General features: G+C 68.1%; 18 protein-coding genes. 10 read left to right on the forward strand and 8 right to left on the reverse strand.

Features of this window, described 5'->3' with window-relative positions:
* The first annotated feature begins 137 nt into the window (after positions 1–137).
* Positions 138–347 carry a hypothetical protein gene (locus C560_RS0113320; RefSeq protein WP_026538585.1) on the forward strand — a complete coding sequence of 70 codons (210 nt, stop codon included), beginning with the start codon at positions 138–140 and terminating at the stop codon, positions 345–347.
* Positions 348–477: 130 nt separating this feature from the next.
* On the opposite strand, the gene C560_RS0113325 is transcribed toward C560_RS0113320, so the two are convergent.
* Together C560_RS0113325 and C560_RS0113330 are read right to left on the reverse strand one after the other, a co-directional pair.
* Positions 478–1,509, reverse strand: coding sequence for an aldo/keto reductase (locus C560_RS0113325; protein WP_026538586.1), 1,032 nt, complete (start codon positions 1,507–1,509; stop codon positions 478–480).
* A 20-nt stretch (positions 1,510–1,529) separates the two neighbouring features.
* The gene (locus C560_RS0113330; RefSeq protein WP_026266772.1) at positions 1,530–2,402 is read right to left on the reverse strand and encodes an NAD-dependent epimerase/dehydratase family protein; all 873 of its coding nucleotides are present in this window, start codon (positions 2,400–2,402) and stop codon (positions 1,530–1,532) included.
* A 174-nt stretch (positions 2,403–2,576) separates the two neighbouring features.
* Between C560_RS0113330 and C560_RS0113335 the strand changes: the two genes are divergently transcribed.
* Positions 2,577–3,047 carry a universal stress protein gene (locus C560_RS0113335; RefSeq protein ID WP_018775443.1) on the forward strand — a complete coding sequence of 157 codons (471 nt, stop codon included), beginning with the start codon at positions 2,577–2,579 and terminating at the stop codon, positions 3,045–3,047.
* 10 nt (positions 3,048–3,057) lie between these two features.
* Complete coding sequence (locus C560_RS0113340) at positions 3,058–3,744, forward strand: SRPBCC family protein (RefSeq protein WP_197026160.1); 687 nt, start codon at positions 3,058–3,060, stop codon at positions 3,742–3,744.
* A gap of 43 nt (positions 3,745–3,787) precedes the next feature.
* Here C560_RS0113340 and C560_RS0113345 read toward each other — a convergent pair whose 3' ends face one another.
* Positions 3,788–5,152 carry a phosphoribosyltransferase gene (locus C560_RS0113345; protein WP_026538588.1) on the reverse strand — a complete coding sequence of 455 codons (1,365 nt, stop codon included), beginning with the start codon at positions 5,150–5,152 and terminating at the stop codon, positions 3,788–3,790.
* A 5-nt stretch (positions 5,153–5,157) separates the two neighbouring features.
* Here C560_RS0113345 and C560_RS23355 point away from each other — a divergent pair, with 5 nt between their 5' ends.
* A complete protein-coding gene (locus tag C560_RS23355) occupies positions 5,158–5,298 on the forward strand; it encodes a hypothetical protein (RefSeq protein ID WP_155846921.1) in 141 nt (46 codons plus the stop codon).
* Here C560_RS23355 and mgtA read toward each other — a convergent pair.
* The gene (mgtA, locus tag C560_RS0113355) at positions 5,271–8,003 is read right to left on the reverse strand and encodes a magnesium-translocating P-type ATPase (RefSeq protein ID WP_026538589.1); all 2,733 of its coding nucleotides are present in this window, start codon (positions 8,001–8,003) and stop codon (positions 5,271–5,273) included. The genes C560_RS23355 and mgtA overlap by 28 nt on opposite strands.
* A gap of 241 nt (positions 8,004–8,244) precedes the next feature.
* Between mgtA and C560_RS0113360 the strand changes: the two genes are divergently transcribed.
* A complete protein-coding gene (locus tag C560_RS0113360; protein ID WP_026538590.1) occupies positions 8,245–8,979 on the forward strand; it encodes a GAF and ANTAR domain-containing protein in 735 nt (244 codons plus the stop codon).
* Between the two features lie 25 nt (positions 8,980–9,004).
* On the opposite strand, the gene C560_RS0113365 is transcribed toward C560_RS0113360, so the two are convergent.
* From C560_RS0113365 to C560_RS0113380, 4 genes are all read right to left on the reverse strand, one after another.
* A complete protein-coding gene (locus C560_RS0113365; RefSeq protein WP_026538591.1) occupies positions 9,005–9,805 on the reverse strand; it encodes an alpha/beta fold hydrolase in 801 nt (266 codons plus the stop codon).
* Between the two features lie 172 nt (positions 9,806–9,977).
* Positions 9,978–10,187, reverse strand: a complete 210-nt coding sequence (locus C560_RS0113370) for a hypothetical protein (protein ID WP_018775450.1) — start codon at positions 10,185–10,187, stop codon at positions 9,978–9,980.
* Positions 10,188–10,282: 95 nt separating this feature from the next.
* The gene (locus C560_RS0113375) at positions 10,283–10,696 is read right to left on the reverse strand and encodes a VOC family protein (protein WP_026538592.1); all 414 of its coding nucleotides are present in this window, start codon (positions 10,694–10,696) and stop codon (positions 10,283–10,285) included.
* A gap of 204 nt (positions 10,697–10,900) precedes the next feature.
* Complete coding sequence (locus C560_RS0113380; RefSeq protein ID WP_026538593.1) at positions 10,901–11,467, reverse strand: type 1 glutamine amidotransferase domain-containing protein; 567 nt, start codon at positions 11,465–11,467, stop codon at positions 10,901–10,903.
* 185 nt (positions 11,468–11,652) lie between these two features.
* Between C560_RS0113380 and C560_RS0113385 the strand changes: the two genes are divergently transcribed.
* From C560_RS0113385 to C560_RS21850, 5 genes are all read left to right on the forward strand, one after another.
* The gene (locus C560_RS0113385; RefSeq protein ID WP_026538594.1) at positions 11,653–13,527 is read left to right on the forward strand and encodes a Na+/H+ antiporter; all 1,875 of its coding nucleotides are present in this window, start codon (positions 11,653–11,655) and stop codon (positions 13,525–13,527) included.
* Between the two features lie 135 nt (positions 13,528–13,662).
* The gene (locus tag C560_RS0113390) at positions 13,663–13,914 is read left to right on the forward strand and encodes a DUF2630 family protein (protein ID WP_026538595.1); all 252 of its coding nucleotides are present in this window, start codon (positions 13,663–13,665) and stop codon (positions 13,912–13,914) included.
* Between the two features lie 44 nt (positions 13,915–13,958).
* Positions 13,959–14,987 (forward strand): CapA family protein, encoded by a 1,029-nt coding sequence (locus C560_RS0113395; protein WP_026538596.1) that lies wholly within the window; start codon positions 13,959–13,961, stop codon positions 14,985–14,987.
* A 209-nt stretch (positions 14,988–15,196) separates the two neighbouring features.
* On the forward strand, positions 15,197–16,537 hold the full coding sequence (locus C560_RS0113400) for an ammonium transporter (protein ID WP_442853164.1): 1,341 nt from the start codon (positions 15,197–15,199) through the stop codon (positions 16,535–16,537).
* A 119-nt stretch (positions 16,538–16,656) separates the two neighbouring features.
* Positions 16,657–18,102 (forward strand): S8 family peptidase, encoded by a 1,446-nt coding sequence (locus C560_RS21850; protein WP_231494348.1) that lies wholly within the window; start codon positions 16,657–16,659, stop codon positions 18,100–18,102.
* The last annotated feature ends 16 nt before the right edge of the window (positions 18,103–18,118 follow it).

Raw genomic sequence — 18,118 nt, forward strand, 5'->3', positions numbered from 1 at the left:
CCCAATGTGCGGGCATTTGGCCCCCGCACGGCACCCCGCGCAGATGCGGCGTGGTGATTTGACGGGTCAATAAATATGACGTTACTGTTCCTGAATCCATTGGGGCCGACTAGAAGTACTCCAAGAAAGACAGAGCTATGACCACGATTACCGAGTCCATTGAGATCCAGGTCGACAACCGGCGCGTACTCGATGACCGACTCAACGACGCCGTCCGCGGGCTGCAGCAGCTCGCCATGACCACGGGGACGCACGGCATTTTGCTCACGCGGCACAAGCCGGGCCACTACACCGCGGCCCTCTCCGACCAGGTCCCCTTCGGCATGACCCGGGAACAGGTTCGCTAAGCCACCAGCAAACCGGACGCTCAGAGCCGGACTCAAAAGAGCCAGGTCCCGGGCGGCAGAGCATTGACTCGCCGCCCGGGACCTTTTTGGTGTGTCAGGGACTTTGGCCCCGCTGTCCCGCCTTGTTTGGTTAGCGGCCGCCCTCGAGCTTGCGGCTGCGCTGTTCCTGGGCCATGGGCCCGTACGGATAGACGCCGACGCGCGGCCGGCTGACCTCGGTCAGCCGCTCCGTCTCGCCTGCGGTGAGCCGCAGATCCGCGGCCGCGAGATTGTCCGCCAGCTGCCCGGTGGTGCGGGCGCCCAGGATCACCGAGGTGACCGCCGGCCGGTCCGCCAGCCAGGCCAGCGCCACCTGGGAAGGGCTCACGCCATGGCGCCCGGCGGTCTGCTCCACCTCGGCAATCACGTCCCAGGTGCGCGGATCGGCGTTGCGGGCCTCCCAGGCCTCCATCCCCCGCTTCGGGTTTTCGCCGAGCCGGGTCGCCCCGGCCGGCGGCTGGTCGCGCTTGTACTTGCCGGACAGCCACCCGCCACCCAGCGGCGACCATGGCAGCAGCCCGATCCCGGCGTCGAGTGAGGCCGGCACAACTTCCGACTCGATCTCCCGGACCAGCAGGCTGTACTGAGGCTGCAGCGTCACCGGGGCGCTCCAGCCATGGGCCTTCGCCACATGGACAGCCTTGGTCAACTGCCAGCCCAGGAAGTTGGAGAAGCCGTAGTAGGCGATTTTGCCGCTGGTGACGGCGTCGTGCAGGAACCGGAGGGTCTCCTCGAGGGGCGTGACCGGATCCCAGGCGTGCAGCTGGTAGAGATCGATCTGTTCCACGCCCAGCCGGCGCAGCGAGTCATCGAGTGCCCGGACCAGGTGCCGGCGGGAGGTTCCGACGTCGTTGGGCGCCTGGCCCATGGGGAAACGGCCCTTCGTGGCCACCACCGCCCGGTCCCGGACCTCGGCCCGGTCCGCCAGCCACCGGCCGATGATTTCCTCCGACACCCCCGAGCTGTAGACGTCGGCGGTGTCGATGAAGTTGCCGCCCGCCGCGAAGTAGTCATCCAGGATCGCGCGGGATTGCTCCTCGGTGGCCTCGGCGCCGAAAGTCATGGTACCCAGCGCGTAATTGGAGACGACGGCGCCGCTGTTGCCCAGGGTGCGGTATTGCATGGAGCTCCTCAAATTCGGGGTCAGTCTTCCGTGGGGGTGGTGCGCAGCGGGTGGTAGTTCCGCCAGGTGTGCTCCGGCGCGTAGCCCAGCAGCCGCTTGGCCTTGTCGATCGAGAGCATGGTCTCGTGCTCGGCCAGGTCCTTGACCACTTTCACGTTCGGGAACACCTCGGCGGCCAGGCTGGCGCTGGAGCGGCTCATCACCGTGTCCTCGTTGGCGATGATGAACGCCTCGAAGCCGGGTTTGCCATGCTCCAGGGCGCGGGCCACGGCCTGCGCGCCGTCCCGGCCGTCAATGTAGCCCCAGAGATTCCACTTGCGCGCCCGGGCGTCGTGGTCGAAGGAGGGGAATTCCTCATAGTCCTCCGGGTCCATCACATTGGAGAACCGCAGGCCGGTGATGCTCAGGTCCGGGTCCCAGCGGGTCAGCTGGATGGCCATCTGCTCCTCAAGGTGTTTGACCAGGGAGTACGTGCTTTCCGGCCGGGCGGGGTAGTCCTCGTCCACCGGGATGTAGGGAGGGTCGACGTCGAAAGGCAGTCCCAGCACCGTCTCACTGGACGCGTAGACGATTTTCTTGATCCCGGCCCGGCGGGCAGCCTGGAACACGTTGTAGGTGGACTGCATGTTGTTCTCGAAGGTGGCGGCATCAGGGGCATGGCCCGGTGCGGGAATCGCGGCCAGGTGCACCACGGCGTCAAAGCCGGCATGGCGGTCCTCCAGGCCCAGGAACACATCCACCACCTGGCCGTAATTGCGCAGGTCCACCTCCGTGAAGCCGCGGCCGCGCGCGCCGGTGCGGTCCAGGTTGGTCACCTCGTGCCCGTCATCGCTGAGCCGCCGCACGACGTTTCGGCCCAGCTTTCCGCTTCCTCCAGTAACAGCAACTCGCATCAGGAACTCCTCGGGTGGCAGGCTCGGCTGACCGTCATGGTCCGGCCGGGGGCCGGCACCTGCTCCGGTGCCGGCGCTCACCGTTCCACCCTAAGGGGGAGGCGGCCGCGGTGCCCAGCCCCGCGTGACTTTCGGCCCTAGGCAGTCCCGGGGGCAGGGGCAAGGCTGGGGAACATGAACGGTGATCAGCGCATTGTCGTGGGTGTGGACGGTTCCGAGTTTTCGACGACGGCGCTCCGCCTCGCCGGGCGCATGTCCACGGGGCTGAACATCCCGTTGGAAATCATCACCTGCCTGGGAACTTCCGATTTCTTCCTTGCATCCCACCTGCCGGAGGACAGAACGCCCACCCTCGATGAGCTGGAGGAGACCGCCGAACGCCTCGTGGACCAGTCATTGGAGCGGGCCTTCGGCGAATCGCGTCCGGAAGGACTCACCCGCTCGGTCAAATTCGGGGCGCCGGCCAAGGTCCTCATCGAGGAAAGCCAGCACGCCGAGTTGCTCGTGGTGGGCCGGCGCGGCAAGGGCGGCTTCCTTCATCAGGTCATGGGCTCGGTGAGCGGGGCCTGCGCGGCCCACTCCCACTGCCCGGTGGTGGTGGTCGGCCCGGACTCGGACGACCTCCGGGGCCGGACCAGCGGATGAGGTCCCTCGCGTGAGCGGTCCGCACGTTCCCGGCCGGCTGCGCGGACCGCTCTTGGCGCTGGCTGCGGCATCGGCGGGCGCAAGCTACGTCCTGGCCGTCCGGCCGCGGCTCCTGCGCTGGGGGGCCACCACCCAGGAGGCCGCCGGCCCGCTCGCCGGGGACGAGATCGTGCCCGCCCCGCGCATGCAAAGCACCCGTGCGGTCACGATTGCGGCGCCGGTGGCAGAGGTCTGGCCATGGCTGGTCCAGATGGGCGCCGGGCGCGGCGGTTTCTACTCCTACGACTGGCTCGAACGCGGCGCGGGTCTGGGCATCCGGAATGCGGACCGGATTCTCCCGGAGCTGCAGCGCCTGAAAGTAGGCGACATTATTCCGATGTCCCCCGACGGCGGCCTGCCGGTCAGGCTCCTCCAGTCCGGGACGGTGCTGGGGCTGGGCGGAACCATCGATCTGCGCACGGGGACAATGTCACCGGCAGGGGTCCGCCCCACCGGGCGCCGGCTGGACATCAGCTGGACGTTCGTGTTGCGGCCTGCTGGTCCCCAGGCCACCAGGCTCCTGTCCCGCACCCGGTACGACTTTTCGCCCCTGGCGGAGGGGCTGGCCCTGCGCGCACTGCTGGAGCCGGTGCAGTTCCTGATGGAACGGCGGATGCTCCTGGGGATCCGGTCCAGGGCAGAGGGCCGCCGGAGCTAGGGTCCGCGGCCTTCGTGACCCCGGCCCTGCTGGTTCCGCCCCCTCAGACGCCCGTTGCCCGCACGCTGGCACCGTTCGGGGGCAACAGGTAGTCGACAAACCAGTCCCGCGCCAGGATGGCCGCCGCCGCGAGCGTGCCCGGCTCTTCGAACAAGTGCGTCGCCCCCTGCACAACGGCGAGCTGGCTGGGGCTGCGCATCATCGCCTTCGCCCTGCGGTTGAGTTCCAGGACCTCGTGGTCCAGGCTACCCACGATCAGGAGCGTGGGCGCTTTGACGGCGGACAACCGCGGGCCGGCGAGGTCGGGGCGGCCACCGCGGGACACGACGGCCGCGATCCGGGCCGACGGCTCCGACGCCGCCCACAGTGCGGCCCCGGCTCCCGTGCTCGCACCGAAATAACCCACCGCGCAGGCGGCCGTATCTGCCCGGGTGGAAAGCCAGTCCGTTGCCGAGGACAGCCTGCGGGCCAGGAGTTCGATGTCAAAGACGTTGGCGCGGTGGCGCTCCTCCGCCGGCGTCAGCAGGTCCAGCAGCAGCGTGCCGAGACCGGCCTGCTGCAGGACACCGGCCACGTACCGGTTCCGGGGGCTGTGGCGGCTGCTGCCGCTGCCATGGGCGAACAGCACCACGGCCCGCGCCGGCACCGGCAGGTGGAGCTGGGCCTGGAGCCGCACCCCGCGGGACGGGATTTCCACTTCCTCGTCGACGTCGGCGGCGCTGTCGGTCCGGGACGCCGTCGAGGCCCAGAAGGGCGGCGGTGCGGCCTCAACGCGTTTGGCCGCAAGATCGAGCAGGCGCAGCACCTCGTCGTCGTCAGTGGGCGAGAAGTCCCGGTAGTGGTATCCGACGGCGGTGAACTGGCGCGGCGTCGCCAGGCAGACCACTTCGTCCGGTTCTGTCAGGCCGGCGAGGGTCTCAGCGGGGGCAACCGGAACGGCCAGGATCACGCGGGCCGCACCCTGCTTACGGGCGACCCGGCAGGCCGCCCGGGCGGTGGAGCCGGTGGCGATCCCGTCGTCGACGATCACCGCGATGCGTCCGGTCAGGTCGTGCCGGGTCCGGCCCTTCCGGAACAGGACCACCCGGTTTTCCAGCACGGCGCGTTCGCGTTCTTCAACAGCCTGGAATTCCTCGCCGCTGACCCGTGAATGGGCCAGGACTTCCTCGTCCAGGACTTTGGCGCCGCCTTCACCGATCGCCCCCATGGCGAGCTCGGGCTGGTAGGGAAGCCCAAGTTTCCGCACCACAATTACATCCAGGGGAGCGTCCAGGGCGGCGGCGACTTCGAAGGCTACGGGCACGCCGCCGCGCGGCAGGCCCAGGACCACAATGTCCTGGCCCCGCAATTCCGCCAGACGCCTGCCGAGCTGCCTGCCGGCGTCCACCCTGTCTTCAAAGATGCTCATGGGCTATGGCTTTCAAGTCGAAGCGTGGGCCATCGGCCATCAGTCGTGTGCTGCTGAAACTGGTGCGCTCCTACGGGTTCCCCAAACCCGAACAGGACCAGGTGGCCGCTGCCTCCAACTATCCGCCCGCGGCCGAAACCCTGTGAGGGCCTTTATGCCCGAGTTTGCGTCGACGGCGCCATCCCGGGCCCCGGTGGACGAGGAGCGGCTTCGCCGGGATGCTGAAGCGGGCGGCCCGCCGCGCAATGCGGTGGGTCCGGCCGCGGTGCCGGAGCGTCGCTGGCCGGCCGGGGACAGGCTGCTGGGCGGCCCGGGCGTAGAACCAGACTTTCGCCATTTCGACCAGAACCAAGTACACCGCGGCCATCCCGAGCAAGGCGAGGAAGAACGGAACAGGCAGCGGATCGAAGCCCAGCACGCCGGCCAGGGGCGAGAACGGCAGGTACACCCCCAGGGTTACCACCCCCAGGGAGGCACCGACCAGGCCCAGCGACGGCCTGCTCCGGAAGAAGGGCACACGCCGGGTCCTGATGACGAAGATGATCAGTGTCTGCGTGACGATGGACTCGATGAACCAGCCGGCCCGGAATTCGCCGGGAACCGCGTCGAGGACGAACAGCATCAGGGCGAAGGTCGCGAAGTCGAAGATAGAGCTGATCGGGCCAAACAGGAACATGAAACGCCGGATGAAGCCGATGTCCCAGTGCGATGGGGCCACCAGCTGTTCCTTGTCCACCCGGTCGCCCGGAATGGCCAGCTGGCCGGCATCGTAGAGCAGGTTGTTGAGCAGAATCTGGCCCGGCAGCATGGGCAGGAAACTCAACAGCACGGAGGCCGTGGCCGCACTGAACATGTTGCCGAAGTTGCTGGACGTGCCCATGAGAACGTATTTGATGGTGTTGGCGAAGATCCGCCGGCCTTCCATCACGCCCTCAGCCAACACCCCCAGGTCCTTGTCCAGCAGCACGACGTCGGCGGCGTCCTTGGCGACGTCGGTGGCGCTGTCGACCGAGATGCCGATGTCCGCGGCATGCAGTGCCAGGGCGTCGTTGACGCCGTCGCCCATGAATCCGACGGCGCCGCCGCTTAGCCGCAGCAGCCGGATGATCCGCGCCTTCTGTTCGGGCGATACGCGGGCGAAGATGCTGGCCTCCCGTGCGGCGGCGGCCAGCTCCGGATCGGACATGGCCTCCACGGCGGCGCCGCTGAGCGTTCCGCCGGAGAGGACGCCGAGTTCGTCACAGACCTTTTCGGCGACCCGGGCATTGTCGCCGGTGGCGATCTTGACCGTGATGCCGAGCGCCTCGAGCTGGTCAAGCGAGCCGCGGGCATTGGCTTTGGGCCGGTCCAGGAAGATGAGGAACCCGGCAAGGACCAGATCCTTCTCGTCGGATGGCGTCAGGTCCTCCAGCCCGCCCGCGGGTCGCGTTCCGACAGCTATCACCCGGGATCCGGCGTCGAACTGCTTGTCCAGCATCGCCTGCACGTCCGCCGGCGTGCCCACGCAGAGGGCCAGGACATCTTCCGGCGAGCCTTTTGTGATGATGCGGGCTTCTCCGTTGGCTTCGCGCACCAGCACGCTGGTCCGGCGGCGCTGGTGGTCGAAGTCTATGACGTCCAGGCGTTCATAGCGCTCGGGCCGGAAGGCCGCCGCGTCGGATGATTCCCAGAGGGCGGCGTCCAAGGGGTTCAGGCCGACCGCAGAGAGTTTCGCCTCGGCGTATTCGGCCTCTGTCGCCAACAGTCCGAGCGTGAGCAGCTCGGCGGGCGGGATGCCCGGGCCGACGGGCAGCGCGGCGGTGAAGCTGATCCGGCCCTCGGTCAGCGTCCCGGTCTTGTCCGTGACCAGGATGTCCATGTCGCCCAGGTCCTCGATGCAGACCAGGCGCTTCACCAGGACCTTGCGCCGGGCCAGCTGCCGGGTTCCCGTGGCCAGGCTGGTGCTGACCACCGCGGGCAGCAGCTGCGGAGTGATGCCGACCGCGATCGCCAGGGAGAACAGCAGCGATTCGATCACTGGCCGGTGCAGCAGCAGGTTCGCGACGAAGATGAGCGAGCTCAGTCCGATGGCCACCTGCAGCAACAGGAAGGAGAAGCGTTTCAGGCCCAGCTGAAACTCGGTCTGCGGCTGCCGTTCGCCCAGGCCCAGTGCAATCCGGCCGAATTCCGCCCGGCCTCCGGTGGCGACCACCACCGCGGTACAACTGCCGGACTGAATCACGGTCCCCATGAAGAGGCAGCTGCTCAGCTCCGCCAGCGGCGCATCCTCGGGCACGGGCGCCGGGTCCTTGGCGACCGGCAGCGATTCCCCGGTCAGGATGCTTTCATCACACAGGAGGTCCTTCGCCGTCAGCACCCGCATGTCGGCCGGAATGATCGCGCCGATCCCCAGGTGGACGACGTCGCCTGGCACCAGCGCGGTGACGTCGATTTCGCCTTGGACCCCGTCGCGGACGACGACGGCGCGGTGCGTGACGCGCGAATGCAGGGCCTCCGCAGCGCGTTCGGCCCGGTATTCGTTGCTGAACCCCAGCCCGACGCTGACCAGCAGGATCACGCCGATGACGATCGCGTTCGTGGGATCCCCGAGAAACAGTGAAAGCCCGGCGGTGATGAGCAGGAGGATCAGGATGGGGCTGGCCAATTGCCGGCCCAGCACCGACCACCCGCTGGCCAGGTGGGTCCGCACCGCATTCGGCCCCAATTCCGCCAGACGCCTGACCGCTTCGGCACCAGTCAGTCCGTTCCCGCCCGAGCCCAGCTCTTCCAACACGGCGGCGACGGGCCGGCCCGCGGCGCGGGCGATCGCCAGCGGTGCGGAGGGCGAGCCCTTGACGTCCAGCTCTGGCATGCGGATCCGTTCACGACAATTCGTTCAAGGCACAGCTTATGCCCGGGACGAACGGTTAAGGAGCCGTCGGACCAGTGCCTGGATGGAACCTGCGTTTCCCGGATGTATATACTCTCCCGGTACGGTTTTGCAGCGAGCCGTTGGATTGTTCTTCGATCCGGCCGCTGCCGTATCCGCCACTTGCCGCGGTGGGAAGCACGGCCGGGTCGTCTTGACCTGAGTGAAACGGCACAACAGATAAGTGGTCAGCGAGTCAACCGCAAATTCAATAAACCAGCACCTGCATGAACTGGTGCTCAGCAGCTCCGACGTCGAGGACTTCCTCGGTGGGCTCGCCCGCGTGTCCGCGCGCAGCCTGTCCGAGCCCGGGGACGAAATCCTGTGCGGCATCACGCTCCTGCGGGAAAGGAAGGCGGCCACCGTCGCGAGCAGCAGCCCCGCCGCGCAGGCCATGGACGAAATCCAGTACGCCTTCGGCGACGGCCCTTGCATGACGGCTTCCCGCGAGCAGGAAACCGTCCACGTTGAGGACCTGGTTCTGGATGGCCGCTGGCCGCAGTACGCCGCCACGGTGCGCGGACATGGCTTCCGGTCCATCCTGGCGCTGCCGTTCCTGCTCGAAGGCGAGACCCGGGCCGCCCTGAACCTGTATTCGCACCGGCCGGGCCGGTTCGATGAGCGCGCCACGGAACTTGCCCGTGACTTCGTCCACCAGACATCCATGGCCCTGCGCCTCGCTGTCCGGTTCGCGCACAGCAGCGATACGGCTGCCAACCTCAAGGCCACCCTGGAGACGCGGACCGTGATCGACGTCGCCGTCGGCATCATCATGGCGCAGAACCGCTGCAGCCAGGCCGAGGCGTTCGAGCTCCTGAAGTCGGCCTCGAGCGCCCGGAACATCAAGCTCCACGCCGTCGCGGCCGGGGTGGTCGAGTCACTCGGTCAGGGCCCCACCCGGACCCACTTCGACGTCTGACCCCGGCCCTGGGCAGCCCGTGCGGTCAGGCCGGGCTTCCGGGCAGCGGCTCGCCCGCGCCCGCGGCCGCGCCAAGGCCCGTGAACGCCAGAATGCCGTCCCGCACCTCAAGGGCCCGGTTGTGCTGGACGACGTGCCCGGTTCCCGGCACCTCCAGCAGCCGCCCGTGGCTGGCGAGCCCGGCCAGCCGGCGGCACCAGTCCGCATCCGCGATGGGGTCGTTGGCGCCGCGCACCACGAGGACCGGTGCGCTGACGCCGGCGATCCTCTGTTCCATGGGGTACTCCATCATGACCTGCAGGGTCTTGAAGTACCAGGACGGGCCGCACCGCAGGTAGTCGGTGAAAACCAGGGCGTTCGAGGAGGGGCTCTCGTAGAACAGGCAGTCACGGCCCAGCGCCAGGGCCGTCCGCGCCACTGTGCCGCGCCGGGGGTCCACCACGGGACCCATCAGAACCACATTCGAGATCCGTCCCGGCGCCTGTTGGGCCGCCTCCAGGGCCATCTGTGTTCCCATCGAGTGCCCCACCAGCACTATTTCCGCAACGCCAAGCTGTTCCATGGCGCCAAGGATGTAGCGGGCGTGATCGGCAATCGAGAGCGTGTACGCGGGCTTGGGGGTGGCGCCGAATCCCGGCAGGTCGATGGAGTAGGTCTCCACCGATCCGGCCAGGAATCGGTGCAGCCGGCGCAGGTAACGGTGTGACGCGCCGATTCCGTGGATGAGCACGACGGCGGGCGCGGACCCGCCAGCCATGTCGCGCGAGGCGAAGACGTGGCCGGCGTGGCCCGCGACCGAGATCTCCAGACGGACCGGATCGGTCATGCGGTACACGAGGGCGGCGCGCAGCGCGGGGACGGGAGGGACCGCGTGGCAGCAGCCGGGGTCATGGAGGTCTCGTTTCGTTGCCGGGTGGTCGGCCCAGTCTAGTAAGCCTGCTGGCCAGATCCCTGACGCCGTGCGGGACGGCCGGCCCTTTCAGGCTGATCCCGGCGGATCAGGTGTCCCGTTTGTCCCGTTCTTCGAACTCCTCATCGAGGTCATAGTGCCGGAATTCCGTCTCCGGATTCGGCTCCCCCTCCACCACGTACTCATAGTCCAACTGGCGCTCGACTTGGCTGTCGAGGACCTGAAGATCCTTGTCCGGCACCTTGCTGAGGTCCTCCGGGAAGTCATCTTCCGGGCTGAGGTGCAGCTTCTCGGTCATTGCGTGCCTCCCTTGGCCAGGGGACGGACTCGTCCCTGCACTGTCCTGGCTGCATCTAGGATAGCGCTAGCTGCCGGCCGGGCCGAGGGCCCCTCCTAGGCGGGCTCGGAACCGACGTTCACCAGCCAGTCCACGCCAAACTTGTCCTTGCACATGCCGAAGATGTCGCCCCACGGCGCCCTCTCCAGCGGCATCGCGATGGTGCCGCCGTCGGCCAGCTTGTCGAAGTAGCCACGGAGCTCAGCTTCGTTGGACCCGCTGAGGGATACGGAAAAGTTGTTGCCCGGGGTGTAATCCATGCTGTTGGGCGTGTCTGCGCCCATCAGCACCATGCCCGCGTCCGTCCTGAGCTGGGCATGCATGATCTTCTCCTGCTCCGCCGGGTCTTCGCTGGCGTGGTATTCGGCGAAGGTACTCATGGTCAGTTCGCCGCCGAACACCGACTGGTAGAAGGTCATGGCCTCTTGCGCGTTGTCGCGGAAGCCGAGGTAGGGATTGAGCGTGGTCATGTCCGAAACTCCTTGCTGCTGGGGGCGCCGGCCGGGGCGGCAACGACGACGGTGCACGGTACAGGGCATATCCTGCCGCAAAACCGGCAGCGTGGGTAGGTGCCCGGCAGCGGAACCGGGCCGCCGACGACAAAGCAGTTGCGGGGCCAGCCGGAAGCGTCCGACGGCGGCCTTGCCGCGTCGGAGGCTTCCGCGGGCGTGCGGTTACGGCGTCTGGCCTGCGTGTTCGCCTTCGGCGATTTCCTCAAGGAGCTTGGCGTTGAAGGCCGGGAGGTCACGCGGGCTGCGGCTGGTCACCAGTCCCTGGTCCACCACGACCTGCTCGTCAGTCCAGACCGCGCCGGCATTCTTGAGGTCCGTCTGGAGCGTGTGGTACGAGGTCAGGCTCCTGCCGCTGACCACGCCGGCGTCAATGAGCAGCCACGGGCCGTGGCAGATGGCGGCGACGGGCTTGTGCTGCTCGAAGAAAGCCCGAGTGAACGCCTGGGCGTCCTTGTCGACTCTGAGGTGATCGGCATTGACCACGCCGCCGGGGATGACCAGGGCGTGGAAATCGGCGGCGTCAGCCTGCCCCACGGCGAGGTCGACGGCGAACGTCTGCCCTTTTTCGGTGCCGTCGTAGCCCTGCAACTCGCCGCTCTTCGGCGAGACCAGAGTTGGCACGCCGCCGGCTTCCTTCACGGCATCCCACGGGCTGGTCAGCTCCACTTGCTCCACACCGTCGGTCAGCAGGAACGCGACTTTCTTGCCCGAAAGGTTGTGCTCTGACATATATCCTCCTCGTGCCGGGGCGCGGGCCGGGCAGCATTTGTTCAGTATTTGTTCAGTGCCGGCGCCAGCGCAGACTCTCAGTTGGCTTGCAGTCTTAACTCTAGAAAGCCGCCAAGTCGTAAGCAAGCTGATGATGTGTTGCGGAGCCGCGGACGGCAGCGACGGGAAGCTGAGAGAATGGGCCAATGGAAGTCGCTTTCGGGCTACTGGCCCTCGTCGCCATCGTCTGTGCCGGCAGCGCGCTGGGCCAAAAGATCAACGTCTCCGTCCCCCTGCTGCTGGTGCTGGCCGGCGTCGTGTGCTCGTTCCTCCCGTTTGTTCCGACCATCGAGCTGAACCCCGAACTCGTTCTGGTCGGACTGTTGCCGCCGCTGCTCTACGCTGCGGCGCTGCAGACCTCGCTGTTCGATTTCCGTTCCAACCGCCGCTCCATTGGCCTGCTGTCGGTGGGCTACGTCATTTTCGGCACCGTCAGCGTCGGGCTGGTGGTCGCCTGGCTGTTTCCAGAGATCCCGTTGGCGGCCGCCATGGCCCTGGGTGCGGTCGTCGCGCCTCCGGACGCCGTGGCCGCGACGGCGATTGCGCGAAAGGTGGGCATGCCCCGCAGGATTGTCACCATCCTGGAGGGCGAGTCGCTGGTCAACGATGCCACGGCGCTGGTCTGCCTGCGTGCTGCCATCGCCGCCATCGCCGGAGCTGTCTCCGCAGCGGAGATCGCCGGCGGCTTCGTCCTGGCGGCCGGCGGGGGCGTGGTGGTGGGGGTTGCCGCGGCTTTCGTACTCACCGCGCTCCGCAAGCGGATCCGCAACGTGGCCATCAACACCTCCACTTCGCTGATCGCCCCGCTCGTGGCCTACCTCCCGGCGGAAGCGATCCACGCCTCCGGCGTCCTGGCCGTCGTCGTTACCGGGCTGATCATGGGGACCAAGGCGCCGTCCATGCCAAACGGGGCGGCACGGCTGAGCCAGCGCAGCAACTGGCACACGGTGCAGTTCCTGCTGGAGAACTCTGTGTTCCTCCTGATCGGGCTGCAGGTCCGGACCATCATCGAGGGCGTCCGGGATGATTCGCTGGGGCCGGAAAGGATCTGGTTCGGCTGTGCCGTGGTGCTGGTCGCCGTACTGGTCCTGCGTCCGGTCTGGGTCTTCCCCACCACCTACCTGCCGCGGCTCATTCCCGCGGTCCGGCGCAAGGATCCCGCGCCGCCGTGGCAGTACCCGGCGATCGTGTCCTGGGCCGGCATGCGCGGCGTGGTGACCCTGGCCGCCGTCCTGGTCCTGCCGGCAGGGCTGGAGCACCGGTCCGTCCTGATCCTGATGGCCCTCGTGGTGGTGGGCGGCACGCTGACCCTGCAGGGCTTCACGCTCCCGGTCCTGGTCCGGTGGCTGGATGTGAAGGGGCCGGACCCGCGCGAGGACGCGCTTATCGAGGCTTCGCTGATGCAGCTGGCGACGGCGGCGGGCGTGCAGCGGCTCCAGGAACTGCGTTCGGACGCCGATCCCCCGGAAGTCGTGGCGATGCTGAAACGGCGCACCCAGGAGCGCGGGCTGGCCGCATGGGAGCGGCTGGGCCGCCCGTCCGCCGAAGCCGCCACCCCCAGCCAGCGGTACGCCCAACTCCGGCTGGCCATGCTGGACGCCGAACGCACCAAAGTCCTCGAGCTGCGGCGCGGCGGCGGGTACGCGCACGAGGTCCTGGTCAACGTCCTTGACCGCCTCGACGTCGAAGAGTCCATGCTGGACGCCGCACTGGAGGAACCGGACGCGGACGGCGGCAGCGGCGGTGAGGGAATCGCCCGGCCCCGCGGAGTCTGTCCGCACCTGGAATCCGCCCCGGATCTCGTCGTCCCGCCCGGGCCCTTCTGTGAGGCGTGCGAACGGGAGGGGACGACGACGGTGCATCTGCGGATGTGCCTGCAGTGCGGCAACGTGGCCTGCTGCGATTCCTCACCGGGAACCCACGCGTACAAGCACTTCCAGCTCAGCGGCCACCCCGTAATGCGCAGCGCCGAGCCGGGCGAGGACTGGCGCTGGTGCTACCCGGACGAGCTCCTGGGCTAGGCCGCAGGCACCGGCCAGCGCCGTCCCGCCCGCACTCGGGGCTGCCCTGTTCACCGCGCCGTCCCCTCCGTAGGCTGGAAGGGAACCCGGGGGAAGAGAAGGCGGCCCGCCGCCGTCGGACGAAAAGAGGACACCGTGGACAACCAAGACATCCTGGAGCGCATCAAGGCCCTGGTGGAGGAGGAACACGGCCTCCGCGAAGGCTCAACCCAGCCTGGTGAGCAAGGGAGCGGAGCCCCGGACATTCTCCGGCTGCAGCAGGTGGAAGAACAGCTGGATCAGTGCTGGGACCTGCTCCGCCAGCGGCGCGCGAAAAAGGACTATGGCGAGAACCCGGACGAGGCGGAGGTGCGGCCGGTCAGCGAGGTCGAGGGCTACCAAAGCTAGCCCTCGGCCCTGACCTGACAGGCTGGGAAGTAGGCAGGCAGGCCATGCGGATCGCGCTGCTGGGAGACGTCATGCTGGGCCGGCTGGTGAACCGGCACCTGGCAACGGCCCGGCCTGCCTACCCGTGGGGCGACACTCTGGAGCTCCTGAAGCAGGCGGATGTTCGCATCGCCAACCTCGAGTGTGTCCTGGCGGCCGGCGGCGAGCCCGAGCCCGGCAAGATCTTCCATTTCCGCTCGGACCCGAAGAACGTCGCCAGCCTCCTGGCCGCCGGGATTGACGCCGTCTCGCTGGCCAACAACCACGTCCTGGATTTCGGCCAGGCCGCGTTCGCTGAGATGCTGCCGGCGCTGGACGGCTGCGGCATCTTCCATGCCGGGGCCGGCCCGGACCTGGAGGCGGCCCGCCGCCCGGCCGTGTGGCGCGTGGGCGCCGTCGCCGTCGGATTCATTGCCTTCACGGACAACGAGCCCGGCTGGGAGGCCGGCCCCGCGGCTCCCGGAGTCTACTACGTCCCGGTGGACGATGTTCCCTTGACCGCCGTTCCCGCGACCGACGGCGGCCGGCGCCGCCGGGCCCGGCGGGACGGCCTCCTGGAACTGGTCGCCAGGACCAAGGCCCGCGTCCAGGTCCTCATCGTGTCGGCCCATTGGGGCGGGAACTGGGGCTACGAGGTCCCGGCCGGGCATCAGGACCTTGCCCGGGACCTCATCGAGGCCGGGGCCGACGTCGTGTTCGGCCATTCGCCGCACATATTCCGCGGCGTCGGCATCCACCGGAACCGCCCCATCATCTACAGCGCCGGGGATTTCATTGACGATTACGCGGTGGACCCCGTCGAGCGCAACGACCAGTCCTTCGTGTTCATGCTCGAGACCGACGCCGGCGCACCACGGACGCTCCGGCTGCATCCGACGATCATCGCCGGATTTCAGGCCCGCCTGGCCCGCGGGTCGGCGCCCGATATTGCCGCCCGGATGCAGCGGCTGAGCGGTCAACTGGGCACGTTGGGCAGCTGGAACGCGGCCGGCCGCTGCCTGGAGATTCCGCTCGACAGCCCGCCAGGCACATGAGGCTCCGTTTACATTCCTGAAACATGCCGGTCACGCGAACTTCACGCCGTCGCGATTCCCGTAACGTGCCCGCAACTTTCCGCCCCACTGCCGGAAACATGGCTCCGCGAGGATTAAATCCGGATCGGGGGGCCGGCGGCGACGTGTCCCGGTACGGAAGACTGACGAGAAGGGACCCGCCGGTGGAGCTCACTGCTGGAAGCGTCTGGATGATTGTGTCGGCGGCGATGGTTCTGCTGATGACCCCGGCCCTGGGCCTGTTTTACGGCGGCATGACCCGGGCCAAGGCCTCGCTCAACATGATGATGATGAGCTTCGTCTCGGTCGGGATCGTCGGGGTGGTGTGGGTCCTCTGGGGCTACTCGATGAGCACCGGGCAGGGCGTCCTCGGCGTGTTCGGCAACCCGTTCGCGAGCTTCGGCCTGAGCAGCCTCATCGGATCGCCGGACCTGATCAAGGCCGGCTACAGCGCCACATTCGCCATCCTCACCGTGGCCCTCATCAGCGGCGCCATCGCCGACCGCGCGAAATTCACCTCCTGGGCCCTCTTCGTCCCCATCTGGATCACCCTCGTGTACTGCCCGCTGGCCTTCATGGTCTGGGGCGGCGGCCTCATGAGTGCCGGCGGCGCCGTGAGTGCCGTGTTCGGCCAGGTCATCGACTTCGCCGGCGGCACCGTGGTGGAAATCGCGTCCGGAACCGCAGCCCTGGTCCTGGTCCTGATCCTGGGCAACCGGCACGGCTTCGGCAAGGACCCCGGCCACCGCCCCCACAACATCCCCTTCATCATGCTCGGCGCGGGCATCCTGTGGTTCGGCTGGTTCGGCTTCAACGCCGGCGCCGCCACCACCGTGGAGCAGGCCGGCCTGATCTGGGTGAACACCCTGGCCGCCCCCGCCGCGGCCATGATCAGCTGGCTGGTGACGGAGAAGGTCCGCCACGGCCACCACACCTCTTTGGGCGCGGCGTCCGGCGCCGTGGCCGGCCTGGTGGCTATCACGCCCTCGTGCGCCAACATCAGCCCCCTCGCCGCGCTGGGCCTGGGCTTCGTGGCCGGTGCCGCCTGCGCGGTGTTCGTGGACCTGAAATTCAAGTTTGGCTTCGATGACTCGCTCGACGTCGTCGGCGTCCACCTCGGCGGCGGCCTGATCGGCACCCTCGCGCTCGGTTTCATTGCCCTGCCGGTGGACGGTGCCGGCGGCGGGCTGTTCTACGGCGGCGGGCTCCACCAGGTCATCGCGCAGGCCGTGGCCGTCCTCATCACCGTGGCGGTGTCCGGCCTCGGGACCGCGGTGATCGGACTGGCCATCCACAAGACGCTGGGCTTCCGGGTCAGCCGCGAGGATGAACTCGCCGGCGTGGACCGGTCCGAACACGCCGAGACCGCATATGCCTTCGCCGAACTGGGCTTCAGCCGGTTCAACCCGTTCGGCCACCACGTCGGCGCGGCGCACGCCGCGACGTCGACCCACGCCGCGACGTCGGCGCACGCGGCCGGCCGGGCACCGGAAAACGCATCCGCACGTGCAAAGGAGGACAGCCTCGTCTGAGGCGACCGCCGGGTCCGGCACAAGTTTTTCCAAAGGGCCCGGGTGTAAGACGCGGCCGGAGGCTTAAGATATGGGCGGGGGGCACTCGAATTAGCGAACTCGCTTAATGGGAGGCCACGATGTTCAGCCAAGCCAGCCGCAAGGCATCAAAACCGAAGCTAACATCGGTGGCGCGGACCCCGCGCAGACGCCGGCGCAGCTCCCTTCCCAGACCGGACACAGCTTGGTTCAGGCGCGGGCTGGCCTCGCTGGCGGCCTTTGCCCTGGTGGCTGGCGGCGGCCTGGTGGCGGCAGCTCCTTCGAACGCCGGCGGCCCGGCGCAAAACTACATCGTGGTGCTCAAGGACGGCGTCGTGGACGCCGGAGCGGCGGCGGCCGCCCAGCAAAGCGCCTACGGATTTGCGACGTCGAAGGTCTACCGCAATGCCGTGAAGGGCTACTCTGCCAACCTGACGGCGGCCCAGGCGCAACGCGTCCAGGCCGACCCGAACGTCGACTTCGTTACTGCGGGCCGGACCTTCCAGAATCCGCAGGAGCCTGGGACCTCGGCCACGCAGGAGACGCCGTTTTGGCGGAAGCGGATCGCCGGAACCAGTTCCGACGTCCGTAAGGCCCTCGACAAGGGCCCAAGCCGGATCAATGTCAACGTCGCCGTGATCGACAGCGGCATCGACGCGACCCACCCGGACCTGAACGTCAAAGGCGGCGTTGACTGCCAGTCCGGCTCGCCCGTGGACGTGACCCCCGTTGATGTCATGGGGCACGGGACGTTCGTCGCCGGTGTGATCGGCGCCCGGAACAACAGCCAAGGCGTCATTGGGACCGCCCCGGGCACCCCGCTGTGGTCCGTCCGCGTGGTTGACGACTCCGGCCTGATCTCCGAGGAGATGCTGATCTGCGCGATTGACTGGGTGACGTCGACGCACAAGGATGACGACGACAGCAACGACATCGCCGTGGCCAACATCAGCATCGCCGGCGGCGCCCCGGACACGTCCAACTGCGGCAAGGGCACGGACCCGATGCACTACGCCATCTGCCGCTCGGTCCGGGCCGGCGTCACCTACGCCGTCGCGGCCGGCAACGCCGGTGAGGACTTCGCCAACACGGTCCCGGCCACGTACGACCAGGTGCTGACCGCCACCGCCATGGGCGACTTCGACGGAAAGTCCGGCGGGGATGCCGCCGCCGTCTGCGGCCCGGACGACTTTTCGAAGTACGGGCAAAAGGATGACCAGCAGGCATTCTTCTCCAACTTCGCCACCACGAGCGAGGACAAGGCCCACACGGTCGCCGGCCCCGGAGTCTGCATGCTCTCCACCTGGCCCGGCGGGTACAACGTCAGCAACGGCACCAGCTTCGCCAGCCCTGCCGTGGCTGGATCCGTGGCCCTGTGCATCAGCCAGAAGGCCTGTACGGGCTCAGCCGAGCACGTCATGAAGCAGTACCTGGAGCTGACAAAGTCGTACTCGAAGCGGCACCATGACTACGGCTTCGACGGCGATCCCATCCACCCCGTCGGGGGGCAGTACTACGGATACCTGACCCAGACGGTGAGCTTCTGACGCTTTGGCGTGAGCT

It is taken from the genome of Arthrobacter sp. 9MFCol3.1 (assembly GCF_000620385.1).
In the GTDB taxonomy this organism is placed as follows: Bacteria; Actinomycetota; Actinomycetes; order Actinomycetales; family Micrococcaceae; genus Arthrobacter.

What these genes read in the sequence shown, in the direction of transcription:
- C560_RS0113320 (WP_026538585.1), top strand. Translation starts at nt 138, where the DNA reads ATGACCACGATTACCGAGTCCATTGAGATCCAGGTCGACAACCGGCGC.
- C560_RS0113325 (WP_026538586.1), bottom strand. Translation starts at nt 1,509, where the DNA reads ATGCAATACCGCACCCTGGGCAACAGCGGCGCCGTCGTCTCCAATTAC.
- C560_RS0113330 (WP_026266772.1), bottom strand. Translation starts at nt 2,402, where the DNA reads ATGCGAGTTGCTGTTACTGGAGGAAGCGGAAAGCTGGGCCGAAACGTC.
- C560_RS0113335 (WP_018775443.1), top strand. Translation starts at nt 2,577, where the DNA reads ATGAACGGTGATCAGCGCATTGTCGTGGGTGTGGACGGTTCCGAGTTT.
- C560_RS0113345 (WP_026538588.1), bottom strand. Translation starts at nt 5,152, where the DNA reads ATGAGCATCTTTGAAGACAGGGTGGACGCCGGCAGGCAGCTCGGCAGG.
- C560_RS23355 (WP_155846921.1), top strand. Translation starts at nt 5,158, where the DNA reads ATGGCTTTCAAGTCGAAGCGTGGGCCATCGGCCATCAGTCGTGTGCTG.
- mgtA (WP_026538589.1), bottom strand. Translation starts at nt 8,003, where the DNA reads ATGCCAGAGCTGGACGTCAAGGGCTCGCCCTCCGCACCGCTGGCGATC.
- C560_RS0113365 (WP_026538591.1), bottom strand. Translation starts at nt 9,805, where the DNA reads ATGACCGATCCGGTCCGTCTGGAGATCTCGGTCGCGGGCCACGCCGGC.
- C560_RS0113370 (WP_018775450.1), bottom strand. Translation starts at nt 10,187, where the DNA reads ATGACCGAGAAGCTGCACCTCAGCCCGGAAGATGACTTCCCGGAGGAC.
- C560_RS0113375 (WP_026538592.1), bottom strand. Translation starts at nt 10,696, where the DNA reads ATGACCACGCTCAATCCCTACCTCGGCTTCCGCGACAACGCGCAAGAG.
- C560_RS0113380 (WP_026538593.1), bottom strand. Translation starts at nt 11,467, where the DNA reads ATGTCAGAGCACAACCTTTCGGGCAAGAAAGTCGCGTTCCTGCTGACC.
- C560_RS0113385 (WP_026538594.1), top strand. Translation starts at nt 11,653, where the DNA reads ATGGAAGTCGCTTTCGGGCTACTGGCCCTCGTCGCCATCGTCTGTGCC.
- C560_RS0113395 (WP_026538596.1), top strand. Translation starts at nt 13,959, where the DNA reads ATGCGGATCGCGCTGCTGGGAGACGTCATGCTGGGCCGGCTGGTGAAC.
- C560_RS0113400 (WP_442853164.1), top strand. Translation starts at nt 15,197, where the DNA reads ATGATTGTGTCGGCGGCGATGGTTCTGCTGATGACCCCGGCCCTGGGC.
- C560_RS21850 (WP_231494348.1), top strand. Translation starts at nt 16,657, where the DNA reads ATGTTCAGCCAAGCCAGCCGCAAGGCATCAAAACCGAAGCTAACATCG.